Here is a 21,391-nt window from a genome sequence, read left to right on the forward strand (position 1 = left end):
CTCCAGCCTCTAGCGCCCCGACAGCGCGCCCGGACGGACGGATCGAAACCCCAGGTCCAGCAACTGCTCCGCGTCACCGAAAACGTTGCGGCTGTTGAGCACCACCACGAGGATCTGCCGGCCGTCCCGCGTGGCCGAGGCAACCAGCGAAGGCCCTGACGCCGCGGTCCACCCGGTCTTCACCCCATCGGCCCCAGGATAGCGACCGAGAAGCTGGTTGGTGTTGACGAGGCGCTGGGGCGGTCGGCCAGGCCGTATCAGGTCCCAGGTCTCGGTGCGCACGAGCGCTGCGAGATCCGCGTTGCGCAGTGCGTGCCGCGCGATCAGGGCAAGGTCGAGGGCGGTGCTGTGGTGCCCCGAGGCCTCAAACCCGTGCGGGTTGACAAACTGGCTCTCGTGGGCGCCCAACTGTCGCGCCCTGGCGTTCATCTCTTCGACAAAGCGCTCGGTATTGACGAAGGCCCCTTCAGCCACCGCCACCGCTGCGTCGTTCGCCGAGCGGAGCATCATCGCCAGCAGCAGATCCCTGATCGGCCACTTCTCCCCGGCCTCCAGACCAATGACTGCTCCCTGACGCTGGGCGGAAGCGCGGGCACTCACCGTGACGACCGCGCCGGCAGGCAGGCGCTCGAGGGCGATGATCGCGGTTAGGATCTTCGTGGTGGACGCCGGAGGCCACCGGCGGTGCGCCTCGCGCGCGTGCAGGATGCGGCCGGTCCTGGCATCCATGACGATCGCGGCGGTGGGTCCATCGGGTGCGGTGGGTCCGGCATAGGCCGGCGCCGTACTCGCCGGTTCCACCGCGCACACCGCCAGCAGCAGACCCGCGAGCAGGGCGTGCCGGAGCACGGCGTTCACCCCGCCGGATCGAGCATGACCTGCACACCTCGCTCACCCGCGGGCGGCAGATCCGACAGACTGCGGAGGCCGAAGTACCGCATGAACCGTTCCGTGGTCCCAAACAGCATGGGGCGTCCCACCGTCTCGCGCCGGCCCACCACGCGGATCAGATGGCGTTCGAGCAGGCGTTCGATGTGCCAATCGCTGCTGCTTCCGCGGATCTGCTCGATGTCGCCCCGCGTTGCCGGCTGCCTGTAGGCAATGATCGCCAGGGTCTCGAGGGCTCCCTTGGACAGCGACTCGCCGTGCTCGCACTGCAGAAACCGGCGCACAAGGTCGGCGTGCTCGGGCCTGGTGCAGAGCTGATAGCCGCCGGCGACCGCCTGCACCTGGAGGCCGCCGTCGGCCAGACGCGTCTCGAGGTGCTCTACCGCCTCCCGAGCGCGGTCCGCTGGGGCGTCCAACACGGCTGCCAGGCGATCGAGTGGTACCGGCCGGTCGGCGACAAACAGCAGGCTCTCAACCGAGCGCGCCAGTTCCCCGATCTCAGCAGAGGATACCATCTAGGCCCTCTTCACCATGATCGGCGCCAGCGGGGAAGCCTGCTGCACCCGCACCTTCTGGCCCATGATCAACTCCAGCAACGCCAGGAACGTCACCACCACGACGACGGTGGTCGCCCGCCGCGGAAACAGCGCCGAGAACTCCAGGCCCTGCGGCGCGTCATCCAGCGCACCCAGGATGGCCGCCATGCGATCGGCAACCCGGACCGGCTCATCCACCACCTCGGCGGCGCGCTCCTCCCGGGCACGTGCAAGCACCTCTGCGAACGCCCGGAAGAGATCCTCGACCGTCACTCCCTCCAACAGGACGTCTGCCGGCTCCCCCTGCCGGGGCCGCACGAAGACCTGCTGCTGGAGACTCTCAAGCACCCGAAGCGCCTCGGCGGCTTCCTTGAAGGCTCGGTACTCTGCGAGCTGCTCCTCCAGGCGCTCCGGCAGGTCACTGTCCTCGGGAACCTGGATGAGCTCAGGCGGAGGGGGCTTGGGCAGGAGCGACCTCGCCTTCATCTCCACAAGCGCGGCCAGCAGCCAAAGCGTCTCGACGGCCTGATTGAGGTCCAGCGATTCCTTAGAGCGCCGCAGGAACTCGTCTGCCATCTCAGCCAGCGGGATCTCGTTGAGATCTATCTTCCCCTGGTTGGCGAGCGTTACCAGCAGGTCAAGCGGGCCCTCGAAGCCGGGTACGCTTACCGTGTAGGCAGGTGCGGCGGTGCGGGCAAGTGGGCCGGACGGTTCGGTCGTCATCAGAGGCCGCCTGCGCCAATCGCCAGCCCGACCAACCATCGCACGGGCAGATCCAGCAGGAGACCGATGAAGCGGCCGGGCAGCAGGATCAAGGCCAGCAACAGCAGCGGGCCGAACTGGGCCATCCGGTCGTAGGATCGAGCCTGGGCCGGGGGCAGAAGACCGGAGATGATTTTCGATCCGTCCAGCGGGGGAACGGGCAGCAGGTTGAAGATGGCCAACACCGCGTTGATGAAGATCACGGTCAGCAGCAGGCTCCCCGGCCAGGCGCCCGGCTCTACCAGGCCGAGCTGGTAGACCAGCCCCAGCAGGAGCGCCGTTGCCACGTTCGCGAGCGGGCCGGCAGCCGCCACCACCAGCATCCCCCGGCGCGGGTCGGGGAAGTACCTGGGGTTCACCTCGACCGGCTTCGCCCACCCGAACCCTGCGAGCAGGAGCAGCAATGACCCCATCGGGTCCAGGTGCACAACCGGGTTGAGCGAGAGGCGGCCGCGGGTGCGGGGTGTGGGATCGCCCAGCCGGTCGGCGGCCCATGCGTGCGCGAACTCGTGTACCGTGACGGCAACCAGAATCGCGATCACGCGCAGCAGCAGAACCTGGGGGTCACCCCGCAGCATCAACCGTCACCCAGCGAGGTGCCGTCGCGCCGCGGGAGGGCTCGATCAAGCCGCACCAGATCGGCAGGAGTCTCGCGCTCGACCGCGATCTGCGCCTCGCCGTCACGCACGAAGACTAGCGCCGGCCGCGGATAGCGGTTGTAGTTGCTGGCCATCGAGAAGTTGTAGGCGCCCGTGGAGAACACCGCGAGGAGATCTCCCGCTGCTACTTCCGGCAGTTGGGCGTCCCAGATCAGCACGTCCCCCGACTCGCAACAGCGCCCGGCGATGGACACCCTCTGCGTGGGCTCCTCGCCCGCCCGCGTCGCCACCAGGGCCTCGTACTGCGCCCCGTAGAGCGCGGGGCGTGGATTCTCGTACATCCCTCCGTCCACGGACACGAACTTGCGCACGCCTGGAACGGTCTTGATGGCGCCCACGGTGTAGAGCGTCACACCCGCGTTGCCCACGATCGCACGGCCGGGCTCGACCATCATCACCGGCAGGGGCATCTTGTACCGCGAAGTGAGGTCCCGCACCATCTCCGCCATCGCCCGCACGTGGCTGCCCGGGGTCGGCGGCTCCTGATCTGCCAGGTACCGAATGCCCAGCCCGCCGCCCAGGTTGAGCTCCTCGAGCACAAACCCACTCCCGCGCATCTCGGCCGCAAACGACACCAATGACCGTGCTGCCATCACGAAGGGATCCAGATCCAGTATCTGGGATCCGATGTGACAGTGCAGTCCACGCAGGCGCACTCCGGGAAGGTCAAGGGCCCGCAGCACCGCGCCTTCCGCGGACGGCCCCAGCATCCCAAACCCGAACTTGGAGTCCACGCCTCCGGTCTGGATGGCCTTGTGCGTGTGGGGCTCGATCCCCGGGGTGACGCGCAGCAGGATGTCGACCCGGCGGCCTCGTTCGCGCGCCAGACGGTCAAGCCAACCCAACTCGTGGTCGTTGTCAACCACGAACCGGCCAACGCCGGCATCCAGGCCGTAGGCGATCTCTTCCGGCGTTTTGTTGCTGCCGTGGAAGAAGAGCTCGCCCGCCGGTACCCCCGCGGTCAGCGCGGTTAGGATCTCGCCGGCGCTGACCACGTCAATGCCCAGGCCCTCTTCATGTGCGACCTGGCACGACGCGACGGTGCATAGTGATTTGGACGCAAAGAGCACCCGGCCCGGCCCTGGGTACGCCTCCTGCATCGCCCGGACGTAGGCGCGGCAGTTAGCCCGCATGCGGGTTTCGTCGAGGACATGCAGCGGTGTGCCGAACCTCTCCGCCAGATCGGCCGCGCGAGCGCCGCCGATGACGAGGTGGCCCTGACCGTCCAGATCGAATCCGTGGCGTTGGGAGAGACGCATAAACCTCAGGACCCGTTCAGCGAAGCACGCGGGACGCGCTGAAAACCGATGCAAATCTAGCACGGGTACCGAGGGGTGTCAACGCGCGCCAGATCTATGGTGGCGGGATCTTTCGCACGGTAACGCTGCGCACGACGAGGTCCTCCGAGCGGTTGCCTCCAGCGTGGATGGCAAAGTCCCATCCCCAGGTGTTGGCCATCGAGGCATCGGTCAGGCGCAGCGTGTGGTTCACCCAACCATCGGCGACCCCCACCCACTGCCAGGGCGTAAACCGGTAACCGCCGGTGGAGTCGTACAGCAGGTTGAATCCCACCCCTCCGGGCGCGCTGCTGCCCCAGACCTCCACCGTTATCTCGAGGGGTGTGCGGCCCTCCAGGAAGAACGCAAACGTGTCATCGAGATCGAAGTAGACATAGACCACCCCGCGCGCAATGACCGTTCGTACACCCTCGCCCCCGGCGGTCTCAACCGGCTCCACGGCGCCGTTGGAACGGGCGCGGTAGGGTAGGTTGTAGAGCCCGCGCTCCTCGCCGGTCCGTCCGAGCCGGGCAAAGACCTCGGGGCTGCGGCTGAAGTCGCGGTCGGCGCCAACCACCGGCAGTAGCGCACCTCTGGCGCCGGCCGTGGCACGCGCCTCCTCCAGAAGCGCCGGGGCAATGCCCGTGACCACCAGCGGCGAGGCGGCAAGCCGTAGCACCATCCGGCCGTCACGGATCTCTGCCGCAACAGGCCGTCCCTGTAGCGTAGCTACGCGGGTCCCGGGAAAGGCCGGGAGATCAAGACTCCTTCCCTCTGCCAGCGCCCATGCCAGGAGGACGGCATCGGCGCCGGCGCCGAAGAGCACGGCATACACGTCTGGGTCGCGCGCCAGGTGCCCAGCATAGGCTCGGCCCGCCAGAGGCGCGGCGGCCTGGCGGAGGTCGGTCTCTGCCAGGCCTGGGTCGGTCAGGAAGACCCTCTCTACACCGGTGGCCTGGGCCACTGCCAGAGCGCGGGCCAGCAGTCCTCCGAAGGCGTCGGCACCGCCGGAACGCTCCGGCGCCCAGTCCAACCAGAGTGCCTTCCCGGCGGCCCGCGCGCGGCCGGCCAGTATCCCCAGCGGACGGAGAAGTGACTCGGGAGCTACGCTCCTCGATGATACGACAAGGACGTCGAACTGCTGGGGCGCGGCCGCCAGCATCCGCACGCCGAACCCCACGTCCATCCCCTCGGGAGTGGCCGATGCCACCCTAGCAGAGGGGTCCAGCGCCCGGATGCGCGCGTGCGCGGTCTGAAGGAGAGCCACATACTCGTTGCCGGTGCCGCGATAGTGGGGCAGCCCGAGCTGTGTCCACACCTGCCACTCGCGCACCCGGTCGCGGTAGCGGGCTGCCACGGCGCCCACGAAGCGGTCCCAGTCGCGGAGGTCCCGCGGCGGTTGGCGGGAGTAGATCTCATGCCGCGTAAGATCCACACCGATCCCGATGCTGGCCCATCTGGGAGTGAACGCGAGCACGAGCAGCGGGACCATACCTTCGCGGTGGGCCGCATCTACCGCGCGGTCCAAATCGGTCCAGGCGGGCCGGCCCCGCTGCGGCTCGATCATGCTCCAGTCTGCTGTGATCCTGACCGACCGGATGCCGGCGGTGCGTGCAAGAGCGTAGACAGCGGGGTCCGGTCTGGTCAATCCCAGCTGCACGGGTCCGGGCGGCGCAGTCTGCCCCAAACTCAGATGGACGCAGACGAGGACCACCGTGCACGCGGCAGCCGCTGCCCACATCCCTCGGCGGGAAACCCGAAACATGGATGGTGTGTTCTGCGCCCAGACGGCCCTCCCTCCACCAACAGGAGGAAGGCACTTGTCCGGGTGGAATAGAAACACCTTATCATGTCTTAGGCATCAAACAGACGGAGGAGACAAGATGATGTGGACAATCCCGCGGGCACTTACCGCCGTGGCCGGCGCGGGCGAAGGCGGCACCGACCTCAATGCGTTCGATCACGCCCTCATGGATGCCGGAATCGCCGACCTGAACTTCCTCAGGGTCACCAGCATCTGCCCCGAGGGCGCCCGCGTCGTCCCGATGCGGCCGTACACACCGGGCATGCTCATGCCCGCGGTCTACACCCGGATCAACGGTCACACGCCCGGAGAGCGCATCGCGGCGTCCGTGGGAATCGGGATTGGCGTAGGCAGCTACGGCGTGATAATGGAGTACGCCCACACGGGTTCGGCCGAGAACGCGGAGCAGATCGTTCGGGGCATGGTCGAAGAGGCCATGGCCACCCGGGGTCTGAAGACAGCGGAGATCGTCGTTGCTGCCGGGGAGCACGTGGTCCAGCGCACGGGCTGCGTGGTTGCCGCAGTGCTGTTCTGGCCGGAGTAGGCGCCATGCGATCGCCCCAAGAGCCAGAGTGGATCACAGATCAGGGCGGCGAGGCCTTCGCCCACATCTACAGGGTGGACGCCGTGCTGCACGACGAGCGTTCGGAGTTTCAGCGGGTCCGGGTCATCGAGAACCTGGACTTTGGCCGCATGCTCATTCTCGACGATGCGGTGCAGACAACCGAGAGGGACGAGTTCATCTATCATGAGCTGCTGGCGCACGTCCCGCTGTGCACGCATCCCGCGCCCCGGCGGGTACTGATCATCGGGGGCGGCGACGGAGGGCTGTTGCGCGAGACGCTGCGGCACCCGATCGAACACGCGACGATGGTCGAGATAGACCGCGCGGTCATTGACGCAACGCTCCGGTGGATCCCCTCGATCCCGGCAAACTGCTACGACGACCCGCGTGCGCGGCTCCTGGTGGACGACGGCATCCGGTTCGTGCGCGAGGGCGGCGAGCACTTCGACGTGGCAATGGTGGATTCCACCGATCCGAAAGGGCCGTCGCTGGGGCTGTTTTCCAGCGAGTTCTACGGCCAAATAGCAGGCCTCCTGGGTGAAAACGGAGTGCTGTCGGTGCAGAGCGGATCGCCCCTGTATCAGCAGGACCTCATTGCGATGGTGCGGCGGCACATGGCTCCTCACTTCAAGTGGGTGCGCACCTACCTGGGCGCGGTACCCACATACCCGGGTGTCTTCTGGACCTTTACCGTAGGCTCTCAGGCACGCGATCCGGTCGAGGTGGGCCCGGAGGAACTGGTCGGGAGGATGCGCCACATACCCACCCGCTACTACCTCCCTGCGGAGCACCAGAGCCTCTTCATGCCTCCGCCGTTTCTGCAAGACGCGATGTCGGCGAGATAGACGGCCGTGCCGTTCCTTGGGGCCGGAGTGCATGCACGGCCTGCGGCGGTGCTGATCGGAGCGCCCTACGACGCCACCTCCACTTACCGCGCGGGCTCCGCCCACGCGCCGGCGTCAATCCGCTGGGCTTCGGAGAGCGTCGAGACCTACAGCCCATTCCAGCAGCGCGACCTCGCCGATCTGGCCTTCTCGGACTCGGGCGACCTCGATTTGGCCGGCTGCTCGCCGGAGGCGATGGTCGAGCGCGTCCGCGCGCGGGTCGCGGCGACATCAGGCCTGCCCGTGGTCATCGGGGGCGATCACGCCGTGACGTTCGGAGCGGTGGCCGCGCTGGCCGAACGACACCCCGACCTGGGCATCATTGTCCTGGACGCCCACCTGGACCTGCTCGATGAATACGAGGGAGCGCACTGGTCGCACGCCACCGTTCTGCGCAGGATTACCGACCGCCTGGGATGGGAACGGTGCGCGGTGCTCGGCGCTCGATCAGGAACCCGCGATGAGTGGGCCGCCGCGGCCTCACTTGCCGCCGCAGTCCGTACGGGCGATCTGCCTCCCGCGGCACGAGCAGCCATGAGGGATCGCCCGATCTACCTGTCGGTGGACATTGATGTCTTCGATCCCAGCATAGCCCCTGGCACCGGGAATCCCGAGCCGCTGGGGATAAGCATCGGTGAGTTCGCCTCGCTGCTGGGGGTGCTGGCGGAACACCGGATCGTCGGATGCGACCTCGTTGAGGTCAGCCCGCCCTGCGATCCGTCGGGGCGAACCTCAATCCTGGCTGCCTGGCTGCTGCGCGAGATGCTGCTGGCGTTCGTGCGTCCGGGAGGGACACGCGCACGGGGTGGAACTGCACTTCGGGCATCCTGAGGCGTAGCGCTCCGCGGCTTGAGCCGCGTCCACGCCGCAAAGCGAGGCCACGGTCACGGTCCAGGCAAGCACGTCGCCGATCTCCTCTTCGAGCCGCCTGGGATCGCCTTCGCGCAGGGCACGGGCAAGCTCGCCAACCTCCTCGACCAACCACCGGAAGGTCGCGTCCACGCCGCGCGAGCGGTCACGCTCGCCGTAGTGGGCCTCGATGCGGTTCTGGAACTCGCGCAGCTTCAAGGCCCGCTCCCCTTCGAGAGGGCGGTTGCGATGCCCAGCATGTCCGCCATCGGCAGAGTCCCTGCCAGCGCCAGCCGACGGCCCTGGTCCTCCCAGGTGACGATTCTCAAGGCACCGGCTCCAAACGCCCGTGCCCCAGGGCCCAGGAGCGGCACAGCGTCGCCACGGCCGGGAGGACCCGCACGACCGGCAGGCACGACAAAGAGAACCAGGCTCCGGGCGCCGTCCGAATACTCCAGAGAGGCGGTGAGAAGCGGACCATGACGCACCGGCGTCCCGCCCCGCAGCGAGTAACCTCCGGGAAGCGTCTGGGGAACGCCCATCGCAAACCCCACGGCCCGCTCCAGATCGGGAAGAGCAAGGAGCGGCTCAGGCAGGCCACCCTGACCGATGATCCGGGCGCCCGCGGGAGGGCGCATCTGGAACAGTGCTGACGGGACGTTTAGACCGAAGCTGATCCGGGTGAAGTAGGCCACCATCACGAGACCATCGTCAGGGTCGCGCTCCTCTGCCCGCAGTGCCACACCGGTGGTCCTATCAATCCAGAGGCGGCGCTCGCCCTGGCCGGACCGGGGCCTTAGACTCAGCACCGCGGTGCGCCGGCCGATAACCTCCTCAACACCGAGCAGACTCAGGCGGTACTCTGCCAGCCACCCATCAGAAGGAGCTTCGGCTGGCGGCGCCAGGGACGGCCCCAGGAAGACCGTATGGAGGCGCGGCTCGTAGTGCCAGGTCTGCTGCCCGTCGTCAACGACCAGTCGCCCGGCCACGCCCTCAGGGGAGAGGAACTCCAGACGCGTCCTCCCGGGCCGCTTGCGGGTCTCGATCAGCGTGACGGTCTCCATGGCGTCGCCGCGGAGCACGGAGAGCACCTTGGTGCCCTCGTAGTCCACGATCTGCGAGGCGATGGCGGCATGGCGGGCGACTTCCTGCAGCGTCACCCCATCCAGCAGCGGCTCCGGCGAGCCCTGCGACAGGGCCGGCATCGCGACTACCATCCAGATAACGAACCCCGTGGCGGCGCGCCGGATCATCGCGCCGGCCCCCGTGGATCCTCGCCGATCAGGCGCAGGTTGGCGTCGGTGAACACCAGGCCCATAAAAGCACGGTCCAGGAGCGGATCCCTCGCCTGCGCCTGCGCCGCCCTGCGCAGCAACAGATCAGGGCCGACCTCCGCGGCGCGAAGACGGTCCTGGTGGCCCCGGATTGCAGGCACGGCCACTAGGACCAGAACCAACGCCAGCACGGCGAACACCATCGCGGGGCGCGGTCCCCAGAACGGGGGGCGCCATCCCCACAGACCGGGCGCCCGGCGCTCCAGGCGCAACGATAGGTCCGCCGCAAACTCCCGGGGTAGGTCGGGCGGCTCCAGAGAACTCAAGAGGCGCCTCGTTGCTCGCAGATCCTCCATCTCGGCACGGCAGTCAGGGCAGCCCGCCAGGTGGCTCCGGACTTCAGCCATCTCCTCGGGGAAGAGCTCCGTATCAAGGTAGGCACTCAGCAGCCGCGCAGCGCGTCGGTGGTTCATCGGCCCTCGAGGCTGTCGCGGACGGGCGCCAGATGGCCTCGCAGCGCCAGGCGTGCTCGGTGCAGCCGCGACTTCACCGTCCCCACGGGAATCCCCATCATCGAGGCGATCTCCTCATACGCGTAACCTTCCACATCGGCCAGCACGACAACCATGCGGATCTCGGGCGGGAGCGACAAGAGCGCCTGCTGCACGCGCCGGTCCAACATCGAACCGAGCACAGCACGCTCGACGTCGGCTGAGGGATCCGGCCGTTCCCTTGCCAACTCCCCTGACGCGGTCGCCAGCGGCTCATCGAGCGACTGAACCCGCACTCCGCGGCGGCGCCGCAGTAGGTCAATGAACAGGTTCGTAACGATCCGATACAGCCAGCCCTCCAGCGGAACACCGGGTCGCAGCCGCGACATGGATCGCCAGACGCGTATGAAGGCCTCCTGCGCAAGGTCCTTGGCGTCGGCCTCGTGACCGGCCATCCTATAGGCCATCCCGTACACACGCCGCCCATACTTCTCCATCAGCGCCTCGAACCGCGCCTGATCGTCCTGGGGATCCGCCGACCGCTCCGATTCCTTGACCTGCGCCACGCACCACCTGCGACCGCGGCGTCCCCTCCTGATGATCTACGAACGGAGGGTCGTCGAGGTTCCTTCACTCCAGCCGGAGCAAGGGCTCCAAACGGCGGAAGAGCTTGGGCCCTATGCCCTGGACCTCGAGGAGGTCGTCCAGGCGCCGGAACAGCCCCTTGGCCTCGCGATGCTCCACAATACGGCGCGCCAGGACGGGGCCGATGCCGGGCAGGCGTTCAAGGTCCGCCGCGGTCGCGGTGTTCACGTTCACCGTGGAAGCCCTCTCCCCTTCTAACGGCGCCGCCTCTTCCCGGACTCCCGGGCGCCGGGCCGGAGGAAATGGGTAGGTTGGCTGAATGATCCGCGGCACGACCACCCGGTCACCGTCCCGAAGCTGAGAGGCCAGGTTCACACGCCGGAGATCCGCGATCAAGGTGGGGCCGTGGGCCGCAAGTATGGCGTCCTGGAGGCGGGCGCCGGAGGGCAGCACGTACATCCCAGGCCAAGTCACCTCGCCTACCACGTGCACGCTGATCTGCGCGGGCAGCGAGGGCCCGCTGACCGGCAGGGGAGCCGCAGGCCGGCCGGCCCGGATCGCAGCACCGCCGGCCAGGACCAGCGCCGCGGCCAGCCCGGCGAGCGCCAACTGGTCGGATCGCTCGATGGTCGTCACCCCCTCCTGCCATCTCATCGGCAGGGAATGGGGCGTCCTGCGGGCTATCTCACGACTATGTTGACCAATCGGCCTGAGACCACGATAACATCGGCCACGGTCTTGCCCGCCAGGAACTGGTGGACGCGCGGGCTTGCCATCGCGACCTCCCGGGCCTCGGCATCGGTGATCTCCGCGGCCACCTGGACCCGGTCGCGCACGCGCCCGTCCACCTGCAAAACCAACGTGACCTGTTTGGCGGTCGCCTTGGCGGGATCGAAGGACGGCCAGGGTTGGGTGTGCACGCTGTAGGAGCCCCCGAGGTGCTCGACCCAGAGCTCCTCGGAGGTATGGGGACAGAGCGGCGCGAGCAGCAGCACCAGCGTCCGGAGCGCCTCGCTCCAGCGCGGCGTGCCGGAAAGCGGCGAGTTCCTGGCCTGCTGCAGAACGTTGGAGTACTCCATCAACGCCGCGATCGCGGTGTTGAACCTATACCCCTCCAGCTGCTCGGTCACGCGCCTGATCGTGTGGTGCATCCAGTACTCCAGTTCGGACGCCTCGATGGGCTGAACCGGCGAACCTGAAGCCTCCCCGGCCGGCACGGTCACCAGCGACCAAACCCGCGCCAGGAAGCGCCAGATTCCCTCAATGCCCCGGCTGTTCCACGGGCCGCCCTCGTCCCACGGTCCGATGAACATGAGGTAGGCGCGCAGCACGTCGGCACCGTACCGGCGCAGGAACTCGTCGGGATTCACCACGTTTCCCCGGGACTTGCTCATCCGGTTGCCGTCCGTGCCCAGAATGATCCCCTGATTGAACAGCCGCTTCATCGGCTCGTCGAAGGACACCAAACCCATGTCGCGCATCACCTTCGTCCAGAACCGCGTGTAGAGCAGGTGCATGACCGCGTGCTCGATGCCGCCGGTGTACTGGTCAACCGGCAGCCAGTACGCCCCCTTCTGGGGATCGAAGGGGGCCTGGTCGTAATCTGGGCTAAGGTACCGGTACTGGTACCACGACGAGTCAACGAACGTGTCCATCGTGTCGGTCTCGCGCCTGGCCGGCCTGCGGCAGCGCGGGCAGGCGACGTTTCGGAAGCCGTCGTGATACTTCAGCGGGGACTCGCCGGTGGGCCGGAACTCGGCGTCTTCCGGCAGGATAACCGGCAGGTGTTCCACGGGCACCGGAACAACGCCGCAGTCGTCGCAGTAGATGATCGGAATCGGGGTGCCCCAGTAGCGCTGCCGGCTGATCAGCCAGTCGTGGATGCGGTAGTGCACCTTCCGCTCACCGACTCCGCGCGTGATCATCGCGTCCGCGATCCGATGCCAGCCCTCGGCGGACGGCAGGCCATCGAAAGACCCGGAGTTAACCATCGTGCCTTCTTCCAGGTAGGCCTCGGGCAGCGGTCCGCCATCCCATCCCGGCGGCGCCACAACCACCGGAATCGGCAGACCGTACTTCCCGGCAAACTCGAAATCGCGCGCGTCGTGAGCCGGGACGCCCTGGATCGCTCCGGTGCCGTAGCTCAGCAGGACGTAGTCGGCGATGAACACCGGCACGTCTGCGCCGTTCATCGGGTTGGTGGCGTACGCCCCAATGAAGACACCGTCGTGCTCCCGCTCGGTCGAAAGCCGCTCGATGTCGGACTCGCGCGCGGCCTTGAACTTGTAGGCCTCTATCGCGGCACGCCGGTCCGGCGTGGTCAGGCGATCCACCAACGGGTGCTCGGGAGCCAGCACGCAGAAAGTCATCCCGAAGACGGTATCGGGCCTGGTCGTGAAGACCCTGAACTCCAGGCCTGGGTGATCCCTGAGCGGGATCGCGAACTCGACGCCCTCGCTGCGACCGATCCAGTTGGTCTGCAGTGTGCGGACGCGCTCCGGCCACTCAATCTTCGAGAAGTCCAGCAGCTCCTCGGCGTAGGCGGTGATCTTCAGGAACCATTGTTCCAGGTTCTTCTTGACCACCGGCGTGCCGCACCGCTCGCACACTCGGTCGTCGCCGACCACCTGCTCACGGGCAAGCGTGGTGTTGTCCTTAGGACACCAGTCCACGGGCGAAAGCGCACGGTAGGCAAGGCCTCTCTCGTGCATCTTGAGGAAGAACCACTGGTTCCACTTGTAGTACCTGGGGTCGCAGGTGACCACCTCGCGCGGCCAGTCCCACATCGCGCCCATTGAACGAAGCTGGCGCCGGATCACCTCGATGTTGCTCATCGTCCAGCGGTGGGGATGGATGCCCCGCTCGATCGCGGCGTTCTCCGCGGGCAGTCCGAACGCGTCAAACCCCATGGGGAGCGTCACGTTGAAGCCCCGCATCCTCTTGTACCGCGCGGCGACGTCCGTGGGCGCCATGGCGTACCAGTGGCCGATGTGGAGGTAGTCGCCCGAGGGATAGGGGTACATCGTCAGGAAGAAGAACTTGGGTCTCGGATCACCGTCGGGCGCGTGGTACAGGCCGTCCTCTTCCCATCGCGCCTGCCACTTGGCCTCAATACTGGCGGGGTCGTAGCGCATCGGGTTCTCCTTGAGACTAACTGGCTTCCCGGACCGGCGTCAGCCAGCCGTGGGTGTCGGGCAGGCGGCCCGAGGTGATGCCGAAGAACCGCTCCTGCAATTGCTCGGTCAGCGGTCCGCGGCGGCCCGGCCCAACGGGTTGCCGGTCCACCGACCGTATGGGCGTGATCTCAGCCGCGGTTCCCGTGAAGAAGGCTTCGTCCGCGATATAGAGCATCTCGCGGGGAATCGTCATTTCGCGCACCTCGACGCCGGCCTCGCGGCAGAGGGTCATGACCACGCCCCGGGTTATGCCCCCTAGGATCGAGGCGGCCAGCGGAGGAGTGTATACGACGCCGTCCCTGACTAGGAACAGGTTCTCGCCGCTGCCCTCGCTCAGATAGCCCGCCACGTCCAGGGCGATGCCCTCCACGTATCCGTTGTCCACCGCTTCCATGATGACGAACGCCGAGTTCACGTAGTTGCCGCCGATCTTGCCCATTCCGGGCAGGGTGTCGGGAGCAACGCGCCGCCAGGAGCTGATCATGACGTCCACGCCATGCTCGATGGCTTCCTCGCCCAGATAGCGCCCCCACTCAAAGGTTATGACCGCCACGTGCAGCGGACACCTACGGTGGTCCACGCTCAGGGACTCCACGCCGCGGAAAACCACGGGCCTTATGTAGCAGTCCCCGTGACCGTTGACCCTCACCGTTTCCAGAATCGCCCGGGTGAGATCGTCGCCGGAATAGGATGGCGTCATGCGGAAGATCCGGCACGAGTCCAGGAGCCGTCGCACGTGCTGGCCCAAACAGAACACCGCAGGCCCGCCCGGCGTCTGGTAGGCGCGAATGCCCTCGAAGACGCTGGATCCATAATGGACCACGTGCGAGGCCACATGGATGCGGGCCTCGTCCCACGGAACCAGCGCCCCATCTAACCATATCCGGCCAGATGCCTTCATTCCCCGCACCTCCAGAAACAGCAATGCCGCCTTCCTCCATAGGGACGAAGACGGCCTCCGCGGTACCACCCCGGTTGACAGGCGCGCCGGAAATCACACGATCGCCGGGCGATTGGTGGAGCAGGCGGGAATTGAACCCGCGACCTCCTCTACGCCAAAGAGGCGCTCTCCCCCTGAGCTACTGCCCCACGCACCTGTCCGCTTGAGCCCTTATCGCGGGCTGACGGTGGAAACTACGGATCCGTCCGGGATCCCTCGTTTCCACGGCTCCCGGACGAGTTCGGCCGCTCCGCCGTTCGGGTCACACCCTCCCCCGAATCTCTCGTGCGCCTAGTGGCGCCGGCGGGCCACTGCCTACTGCTTCCGGTCTTCGCCGCTTTGACAGCCGGGCTCTCTGCCCGACAGCGCGATTATATCACCCATCAGAGTGGGGTCAAGCCAGCTTGTAGCCAAAACGCCGTAGCAAATCCTTGCGCCACGAGATCTCTGCGTCGTCCTCCACGCCCAGCGGCTTGAACCCGTCCAGCACTCCCACGACCCCGCGCTGATCCCCTTCCTCGGCGACGATCGCCTGAAGAGGGTTCGCCGTGGCCGCGAACAGGTGCACTACTTCTGGACAGGCCTTGACAGCGTGGAGCACGTTGATCGGGAAGAACCCCTCGCCGAGCACGATGACGAAGATGTGACCGCAGCCCAGCGCCAGCACGTTCCGCACCGCCAGGGCGATGAGCCCTTCGTCCGTGCCGGATTTCCGCACCAACCGCTTCCCGCTGGCCTCCGAGAAAGCCAGGCCGAACTTGATGCCCGGCACCGCGGTGACCAGGGCTTCGTGAAGATCCTCAACAGTCTTGATGAAATGGGACTGGCCCAGGATGACGTTGTGGCTCTCAAGCTTCTCGATGGGGACAAGTATGAGCTCCATGGGCACATTGTAGACCACGGCCCTGCCGCCTGTGAACCCACAGGCCCGGGCCTAGACCGACGGAGGGGGCGCCTTGGGGCGCTCTGCCGCCTCCGGCGTTCGGTAACCTTCGGGGAACGCGGGCACCACCTGCGCCGGCGCGCGGTGCGGAGGCCCCACAAACAGGCTGCGTTTGAGAAGCTGGATGGCCAGCGCCGGATCCACACCCTTGGGGCACGCCTCGCTGCACGCCCCGGCCAGATGGCAGCCGAAGGCTCCGTGGGACGCGTCCACCACACCTGCCCGTTTGCTCAGGCCCTCGTCGCGGTTGTCAGCCACGTACCTGTAGACCTGACCCAGCGCCTGTGGCCCCAGGAATTGCTCGGTGGTGCCAACCGTGGGGCATGCCGCCAGGCAGAGGCTGCACTTCAGGCAGTAGGTGAACTGCACGTAGCGTGCAAGTTCCTCCGGCGTCTGCTGAAACTCACGCGTCGGCGACTCCATCTCCGCCTCGTCGCCCCGCATGATGTAGGGGAGCACGGCCCGATGCCTGTGGAAGGTCGGTGCCAGGTCGGGCACCAGGTCCTTGATTGCATCGTGGTTGGGGAGCGGCGCCACCTCAACTACGGGTCCCAGCTCGCTGACCTGGGTGTTGCATGCCAGGCGGGGCTTCCCGTTGATGAACATTCCACACGAGCCGCAGACGCCCATTCGGCACGAGCATCGGAACGCCAGCGATCCGTCCTGCTCCTCCTTGACCGCGAACAGCGCGTCCAGCACGGTCATGCCCGGCAGGATCTTCACCTTCCACTCCTGCGGCCGCGCCGCTCTGTCCCGCTCGGGATCGTAGCGCGCCACCCTCAGCGTCAGGATGCCACCTTCGGGAACGCCGCCTTCGGGATTGCCGGTCATCTCCGCCATCTCACCCTACCCCTCAGTGGCGCGCGGCCTGCACTGCCACCGCTACGCCGTAGACAAGCACCGCCAGCCCGAAGATCACCACGCCCGTGTTGATGAATCGCACCGCCCTCGGGGTGCCCCAGATCTCCCCCAGGACGCCCCTCAGGCCGTAGAGACCGTGGTAGAGGGCGAAACCCAGCAGCAAGACGTACATGCTCGCCCAGGCCGCACCCCGGCCACGCTCGACCACCGACGAGAAAGACATCGCCGGCTCCCTGGCCCACCCCAGGAGAGCAAGGATGCCGGCATAGTGCATCAATCCCATGTGCAGGGAAAGGAGCACAAGCAGGCCCGCACCGCATATCAGGTGTAACGCCCACAGCCTGGATTCCCTCACGGCCCTTCCTCCCCCACCTACTTGGTCAACAGATCCCACACCCCGGCCGCAAGCAAAGCTCCAGCCAGGACCATCAACACTACCACCATCCTGCGTTGGCGGTGCAGTGCCATCGGATAGGGGTAGACCGGGTGCCCGGGCCTGCCGAGCGCGCAGCCCAGATGGCCGAACAGCAGCCGGAAACCGTTGATGGCATGAAACACGAACGCGGCGAGCACCAGGATCTCGCCTGCGACGAAGACCGGGCGTGACAAAATGGCCATCGTCTGCTGCCATGCATCCGGACCCTGCAGCCGCCGGCCGGTAACCCAGACGTGCAGCGGCAGGTACAGAATCAGCCCCAGCCCACAGAGGCGATGGAGGATGTACAGGTACCTTTCTGCCGGATACCGGCCGGCGTAAACCCAACCCCGCAGACCGAGCCGCATGCTCAGTCGTGATGGTGTCGGAGTCCGTATCGGGGTCTGTGCCTCAGCTGCCATGGCTCCACCCTGCCTGATAGACGACATCAGTACTTGCGCTCCACGGGCTTCCAGGTCGTGATCGTGACCGGTGTGTAGGCGAGTCGCGGCCCGGCCTCGCTGTGGGTCGCCTGCGTGTGCGCTAGCCAGCGCTCGTCATCGCGATCAGGGTAGTCACGACGGGCGTGGCTCCCCCTGGACTCCGTCCGCTCAAGCGCCCCCATTATGACCATCTCCGCCAGGTCCAACAGGTTCTGCACTTCAACTGCGGAGCTCAGGTCCGTATTGTATACCCAGCTACGGTCGTCCAGGTGGATGCGGCCCATCCGGTCGCGGAGCTCCCGCACCTCGTTGAGCGCCGCCCCCAGACCCTGCGCGTCGCGGTAGACGCCCACCTTCTCGTCCATCAGAAGCCGCAGGCGCGCGCGGATCTGATGGTGGTTCTCCGGTCCGCACGCCTCCAGCAGACCCGCCAATCTGGCCCGCTCTTCCGCGGCCTCGGACAGCGGCGGATCGGGCAGGGTGCGCTCCTTGTTGGCCCAGTTGGCGGCCTCTCGGCCGGTGATGGCGCCCCACACCAGGCACTCGGCGGTGGAGTTGGTTCCCAGCCGGTTGGCCCCATGGAGCGACATGCAGGCCGCCTCGCCGGCAGCCCAGACCCCTGCCACCGGCGTCTGGCCATTGATGTCGGTAGAGATGCCCCCCATCGAGTAGTGCGCCGCCGGCCTCACAGGCAACGACCCGTCAATAGGGTCAATGCCGTTGAACTTTATGGCCACCTCGCGGATCAGGGGCAGCCTCTCGAGGATGCGATCGCGTCCCAGGTGCGTCAGGTCCAGCTCCACGTATTCGAGGCCACTGGCGTGCATGAAGCCCCGCCCGGCCTCGATCTCGGTCATCTCGGCCCGCGAGATGATGTCGCGTGGAGCCAGCTCCATCATCTTGGCGGCGTAGTCCTCCAGGAAACGGCGCCGGTCCCGGTTCATCAGGTGGCCACCCTCTCCCCTGGCGGCCTCGGTGATCAGAATCCCCGAAGGCACCAGACCGGTCGGGTGAAACTGCACGAACTCCATGTCCTTCAGCGGGAGACCGGCCCGGTAGGCCATAACCATCCCGTCGCCGGTCACCGCATGGGAGTACGTGGTGAAGCCGTAGAGCCGGCAGCACCCTCCGGTGGCAATGATCAGGGCCTTGGCCCGCAGCAGGGCGAACTCGCCGGTGGTGAGATCCCAGGCAGTCAGCCCGGCAAAGACGCCGTTGTGCACGATCATGCGCGTCGCCATCCACTCCTCGTATCGTGCGACGCTGCGATACTGCTGTATCGTGTCGTAGAGGGTCTGCATCTCAAAGAACCCGGTCTTGTCGGCGGCAAACGTGGCCCTGGGGAAGGTATGGCCGCCGAAGGCCCGCTGGTCGAGGCGACCGTCCTGCCGCCTGGACCACGGCGTCCCCCAATGATCGAGGCGCAGGATCTCCTGCGGGGCGGCTTCCACGAATCGCGACACAACGTCCTGGTCGGCGAGGAAGTCGCTGCCCTTGATGGTGTCCCAGGCGTGCAACTCCAGGCTGTCCCCTTCTTCGGGGTGCAGCACCGCGCCTGTGCCGCCCTCGGCGCACACGGAGTGGGCCCGCATGAACTGCCCCTTTGAGAGAATCGCCAGGTCCAGGTCTCCGCGCGAGGCGCGCAGGACCTCGAGGGCCGCTCGAAGACCGGCCAGTCCGCTTCCCAGGATCAGCACGTCATGGGTATAGGTCTGCACGCTTTGCCTCCAGTTCGTCCATCTTGTCCTCTAGCCGGAGCTCGTCCTAGTGGGAGCCCATGCGGTGATCCTTTCCCCAGACCCCCGCATCTCCTCCTGCCATCTGCACAGCGTGAGGGAGAACCGGAAGCAGTATCTCCAGCCACTCCCGCACGGCCGCAGGGCTTCCAGGGAGGTTGATTACGAGGGTTCTGCCGCGGATCCCGGCCGCGGCCCGCGACAACATTGCCAGCGGCGTGCGGTCCAGTGTGCGGATCCGCGCGGCTTCCACCAGTCCAGGCGCCAGCCGGTCGCATACCGCGAGCGTGGCCTCAGGCGTCACGTCCCGGGGCGAGAACCCGCTGCCTCCCGTGGTCAAGATCAACGCCACCCTGTCCTCATCGGCGTACCGAATCAGGGCGCGGCTGATGGCCTCCCGATCGTCCTCCAGGACCTCTCGGCGCACAACCAGGGCTCCAAGCGCGACCAGCGCATAGGCGATCGCCTCTCCGCTGGTGTCGGTGCCATGACCGCGTGCCACCGTATCGGAGAGGGTCAGGATGGCGACCGGAACTCCTTCCAGCGATGCCCTTCCGGTCACGGCTGCTCTCCAGCTCGCCGGTACGTACCGCTGCGCCCACCGCGCTTGTGCACCAGGCGCACGTTTTCAATCGTCATCCCACGGTCAACCGCCTTGCACATATCGTAGACTGTAAGGGCCGCCCCCACCACCGCGGCCAGGGCCTCCATCTCCACGCCGGTGGGTCCGACAGAGCGGGCCGTTGCCTCTATGGCAACCAGACACCTGGAGGCGTCCGGGACAGCGCGCACCGCCACGTCGGTGAGCGCAATCGGATGGCAGAGCGGGATCAGATCCGAGGTGTGCTTGGCGGCCATGACGCCGGCCACCTGCGCCAGTCCCAGCACATCGCCTTTGGTCATGCGGTCGGCCACGATGAGATCGAGGGTCGCCGGCAGCATTCGAACTTCGCCGCGCGCCACGGCCACGCGGGCGGTCGCCGGCTTGGCAGAAACATCCACCATGCGGGCGTGGCCGGCCCGATCCACGTGCGTGAGCGCGCGCCTCCTGGGGGAACCTTTCATGTCAGAAGCCGGACCTCGACCTCCTCGCCCTCTCCTGGTCCTATCTCACCAGCAGGGACGACGACGATCCCATCCGCGCGCGCCATGGAGGTAAGGATCTGGGATCCGGCGGGCAGGGGCACGGCCCAGATTCCGTCCGGCCGCGACTCCAGCCTGACGCGCCGGTGGTCCTCCCTCACCCGTGCCGAGGGCAGCCCTTCGAAGAGCCGTGCCCGCACCAGGCCCCATGGGCGGGATCCGGGATCCATCCCCAGCATCGTTTCCAGCACCGGACGCGCGAAGAGGTCGAAGATCACGAGCGCCGAGACCGGGTTGCCGGGCAGGCCGATCACAGAGACGGTTCCGGCCGCGGCCAGCACCGTGGGTTTGCCGGGCCGCACCGCGATGCCGTGCACCACGATCCCAGGTGGGCCTAGAGCCTCTATGGCCTCCACCGCAAGGTCATGCTCTCCCACCGATGAGCCACCGGAAACCAGCAGCATGTCATGGCCCACCAGCGCGCTGCGCAGAGCGGCCACGATCGCCGGGCGGTCATCGCCCACGATCCCGCAGACCGTGGGCACACCGCCGGCCGCTTCCACCGCACCGGCAAGTGCCGCCGTGTTCATGTCGCGCACGCGGCCCGACGTCAGCGGAGCTCCGGCCGGCACCAGTTCGTCGCCGGTGGCGAGTATCGCCACGCGCGGGGGCAGAAAGACCCTAACGGACTCCAGTCCCTGGCCGGCCAGTAGCCCCAGGTCGGCCGGTCGGAGTTTCCACCCGCGGCGCAGCACGAGCTCGCCGGCGCGGATGTCGGCTCCGCGTGCCACCACGTTCTCCCCGGTGAAGGCGGGGCGTGATACGAGCAGACCCTCCCCCTCCGCCGTCGCGTGCTCCTGCATAACCACCGCGTCGGCGCCGGCAGGCAACATCCCTCCGGTGGGAATCCGCACCGCTCCGCCCGGGGGCACAGAGACATCCGCGGCGACGCCCATATGAACCTCGCCAGAGGGCTGCAGGAACACCGGCCGGCCTGGAGCCGCGGCGGCCAGGTCGGAAGCGCGCACCGCCCACCCATCCATGGTAGAACGGTCGAAGGGCGGCAGGTCCGTGGATGCAACCGCGTCTTCGGCCAGTACGCGGCCGAGCGCCGCCCGCAGGGGCACGCGCTCGGTGCCGCGCGGACCCGGCCGCAGGACGGCCGCGTACCGGGCGCGGGCATCGTCCGGCCCAATCAACCGGGTGAACGCCTTCACGTG

General features: G+C 67.3%; 24 protein-coding genes and 1 tRNA gene. 3 read left to right on the forward strand and 22 right to left on the reverse strand.

What is annotated here, in order from left to right:
- Positions 1 to 9 precede the first annotated feature (9 nt).
- From RDU83_06425 to RDU83_06450, 6 genes are all read right to left on the reverse strand, one after another.
- A complete protein-coding gene (locus RDU83_06425; GenBank protein MDQ7840648.1) occupies positions 10 to 858 on the reverse strand; it encodes a D-alanyl-D-alanine carboxypeptidase family protein in 849 nt (282 codons plus the stop codon).
- The gene (gene scpB / locus RDU83_06430) at positions 855 to 1,403 is read right to left on the reverse strand and encodes an SMC-Scp complex subunit ScpB (GenBank protein MDQ7840649.1); all 549 of its coding nucleotides are present in this window, start codon (positions 1,401 to 1,403) and stop codon (positions 855 to 857) included. The genes RDU83_06425 and scpB overlap by 4 nt, the downstream gene beginning before the upstream one ends.
- Positions 1,404 to 2,147, reverse strand: coding sequence for a ScpA family protein (locus tag RDU83_06435; GenBank protein ID MDQ7840650.1), 744 nt, complete (start codon positions 2,145 to 2,147; stop codon positions 1,404 to 1,406).
- Positions 2,147 to 2,764, reverse strand: coding sequence for a site-2 protease family protein (locus RDU83_06440; protein ID MDQ7840651.1), 618 nt, complete (start codon positions 2,762 to 2,764; stop codon positions 2,147 to 2,149). Before RDU83_06440 ends, RDU83_06435 begins: the two co-directional genes overlap by 1 nt.
- Positions 2,764 to 4,104 (reverse strand): diaminopimelate decarboxylase, encoded by a 1,341-nt coding sequence (lysA, locus tag RDU83_06445; protein ID MDQ7840652.1) that lies wholly within the window; start codon positions 4,102 to 4,104, stop codon positions 2,764 to 2,766. The genes RDU83_06440 and lysA overlap by 1 nt, the downstream gene beginning before the upstream one ends.
- Before the next feature lie 94 nt (positions 4,105 to 4,198).
- Positions 4,199 to 5,863 carry a hypothetical protein gene (locus RDU83_06450; protein ID MDQ7840653.1) on the reverse strand — a complete coding sequence of 555 codons (1,665 nt, stop codon included), beginning with the start codon at positions 5,861 to 5,863 and terminating at the stop codon, positions 4,199 to 4,201.
- Between the two features lie 142 nt (positions 5,864 to 6,005).
- Here RDU83_06450 and RDU83_06455 point away from each other — a divergent pair, with 142 nt between their 5' ends.
- The 3 genes from RDU83_06455 to speB are packed head-to-tail and all read left to right on the forward strand — an operon-like array spanning position 6,006 to position 8,206.
- Positions 6,006 to 6,470, forward strand: a complete 465-nt coding sequence (locus tag RDU83_06455) for an arginine decarboxylase, pyruvoyl-dependent (protein ID MDQ7840654.1) — start codon at positions 6,006 to 6,008, stop codon at positions 6,468 to 6,470.
- A 5-nt stretch (positions 6,471 to 6,475) separates the two neighbouring features.
- Positions 6,476 to 7,336 carry a polyamine aminopropyltransferase gene (speE, locus tag RDU83_06460; protein MDQ7840655.1) on the forward strand — a complete coding sequence of 287 codons (861 nt, stop codon included), beginning with the start codon at positions 6,476 to 6,478 and terminating at the stop codon, positions 7,334 to 7,336.
- 6 nt (positions 7,337 to 7,342) lie between these two features.
- The gene (speB, locus tag RDU83_06465) at positions 7,343 to 8,206 is read left to right on the forward strand and encodes an agmatinase (GenBank protein MDQ7840656.1); all 864 of its coding nucleotides are present in this window, start codon (positions 7,343 to 7,345) and stop codon (positions 8,204 to 8,206) included.
- On the opposite strand, the gene RDU83_06470 is transcribed toward speB, so the two are convergent.
- The 16 genes from RDU83_06470 to RDU83_06545 form a co-directional block, all read right to left on the reverse strand.
- The gene (locus RDU83_06470; protein ID MDQ7840657.1) at positions 8,108 to 8,443 is read right to left on the reverse strand and encodes a MazG nucleotide pyrophosphohydrolase domain-containing protein; all 336 of its coding nucleotides are present in this window, start codon (positions 8,441 to 8,443) and stop codon (positions 8,108 to 8,110) included. The two genes, speB and RDU83_06470, sit on opposite strands and share 99 nt — an antisense overlap.
- On the reverse strand, positions 8,440 to 9,477 hold the full coding sequence (locus RDU83_06475; protein MDQ7840658.1) for a sigma-E factor regulatory protein RseB domain-containing protein: 1,038 nt from the start codon (positions 9,475 to 9,477) through the stop codon (positions 8,440 to 8,442). Before RDU83_06475 ends, RDU83_06470 begins: the two co-directional genes overlap by 4 nt.
- Positions 9,474 to 9,971, reverse strand: coding sequence for a zf-HC2 domain-containing protein (locus tag RDU83_06480; GenBank protein MDQ7840659.1), 498 nt, complete (start codon positions 9,969 to 9,971; stop codon positions 9,474 to 9,476). Before RDU83_06480 ends, RDU83_06475 begins: the two co-directional genes overlap by 4 nt.
- Entirely contained in the window at positions 9,968 to 10,555 is a 588-nt protein-coding gene (locus tag RDU83_06485) for a sigma-70 family RNA polymerase sigma factor (protein ID MDQ7840660.1), read from the reverse strand. The genes RDU83_06480 and RDU83_06485 overlap by 4 nt, the downstream gene beginning before the upstream one ends.
- A gap of 64 nt (positions 10,556 to 10,619) precedes the next feature.
- The gene (locus RDU83_06490; protein ID MDQ7840661.1) at positions 10,620 to 11,210 is read right to left on the reverse strand and encodes a ComEA family DNA-binding protein; all 591 of its coding nucleotides are present in this window, start codon (positions 11,208 to 11,210) and stop codon (positions 10,620 to 10,622) included.
- Positions 11,211 to 11,254: 44 nt separating this feature from the next.
- Complete coding sequence (leuS, locus tag RDU83_06495; GenBank protein MDQ7840662.1) at positions 11,255 to 13,708, reverse strand: leucine--tRNA ligase; 2,454 nt, start codon at positions 13,706 to 13,708, stop codon at positions 11,255 to 11,257.
- A gap of 16 nt (positions 13,709 to 13,724) precedes the next feature.
- Complete coding sequence (locus RDU83_06500; GenBank protein ID MDQ7840663.1) at positions 13,725 to 14,651, reverse strand: branched-chain amino acid transaminase; 927 nt, start codon at positions 14,649 to 14,651, stop codon at positions 13,725 to 13,727.
- 113 nt (positions 14,652 to 14,764) lie between these two features.
- Positions 14,765 to 14,839: transfer RNA gene (locus RDU83_06505), tRNA-Ala, on the reverse strand.
- A 245-nt stretch (positions 14,840 to 15,084) separates the two neighbouring features.
- Entirely contained in the window at positions 15,085 to 15,573 is a 489-nt protein-coding gene (locus tag RDU83_06510; GenBank protein MDQ7840664.1) for an adenosine-specific kinase, read from the reverse strand.
- 51 nt (positions 15,574 to 15,624) lie between these two features.
- Complete coding sequence (locus tag RDU83_06515) at positions 15,625 to 16,473, reverse strand: succinate dehydrogenase iron-sulfur subunit (protein MDQ7840665.1); 849 nt, start codon at positions 16,471 to 16,473, stop codon at positions 15,625 to 15,627.
- A 13-nt stretch (positions 16,474 to 16,486) separates the two neighbouring features.
- Positions 16,487 to 16,849 (reverse strand): hypothetical protein, encoded by a 363-nt coding sequence (locus RDU83_06520; protein ID MDQ7840666.1) that lies wholly within the window; start codon positions 16,847 to 16,849, stop codon positions 16,487 to 16,489.
- Between the two features lie 17 nt (positions 16,850 to 16,866).
- Complete coding sequence (sdhC, locus tag RDU83_06525; GenBank protein ID MDQ7840667.1) at positions 16,867 to 17,331, reverse strand: succinate dehydrogenase, cytochrome b556 subunit; 465 nt, start codon at positions 17,329 to 17,331, stop codon at positions 16,867 to 16,869.
- A 26-nt stretch (positions 17,332 to 17,357) separates the two neighbouring features.
- Positions 17,358 to 19,070, reverse strand: coding sequence for a succinate dehydrogenase/fumarate reductase flavoprotein subunit (locus RDU83_06530; protein ID MDQ7840668.1), 1,713 nt, complete (start codon positions 19,068 to 19,070; stop codon positions 17,358 to 17,360).
- Between the two features lie 46 nt (positions 19,071 to 19,116).
- On the reverse strand, positions 19,117 to 19,650 hold the full coding sequence (locus RDU83_06535) for a MogA/MoaB family molybdenum cofactor biosynthesis protein (protein ID MDQ7840669.1): 534 nt from the start codon (positions 19,648 to 19,650) through the stop codon (positions 19,117 to 19,119).
- Complete coding sequence (gene moaC, locus RDU83_06540) at positions 19,647 to 20,153, reverse strand: cyclic pyranopterin monophosphate synthase MoaC (protein ID MDQ7840670.1); 507 nt, start codon at positions 20,151 to 20,153, stop codon at positions 19,647 to 19,649. Before moaC ends, RDU83_06535 begins: the two co-directional genes overlap by 4 nt.
- The gene (locus RDU83_06545; GenBank protein ID MDQ7840671.1) at positions 20,150 to 21,388 is read right to left on the reverse strand and encodes a molybdopterin molybdotransferase MoeA; all 1,239 of its coding nucleotides are present in this window, start codon (positions 21,386 to 21,388) and stop codon (positions 20,150 to 20,152) included. The genes moaC and RDU83_06545 overlap by 4 nt, the downstream gene beginning before the upstream one ends.
- Positions 21,389 to 21,391: the final 3 nt, after the last annotated feature.

It is taken from the genome of bacterium (assembly GCA_031082185.1).
In the GTDB taxonomy this organism is placed as follows: domain Bacteria; phylum Sysuimicrobiota; class Sysuimicrobiia; order Sysuimicrobiales; family Humicultoraceae; genus VGFA01.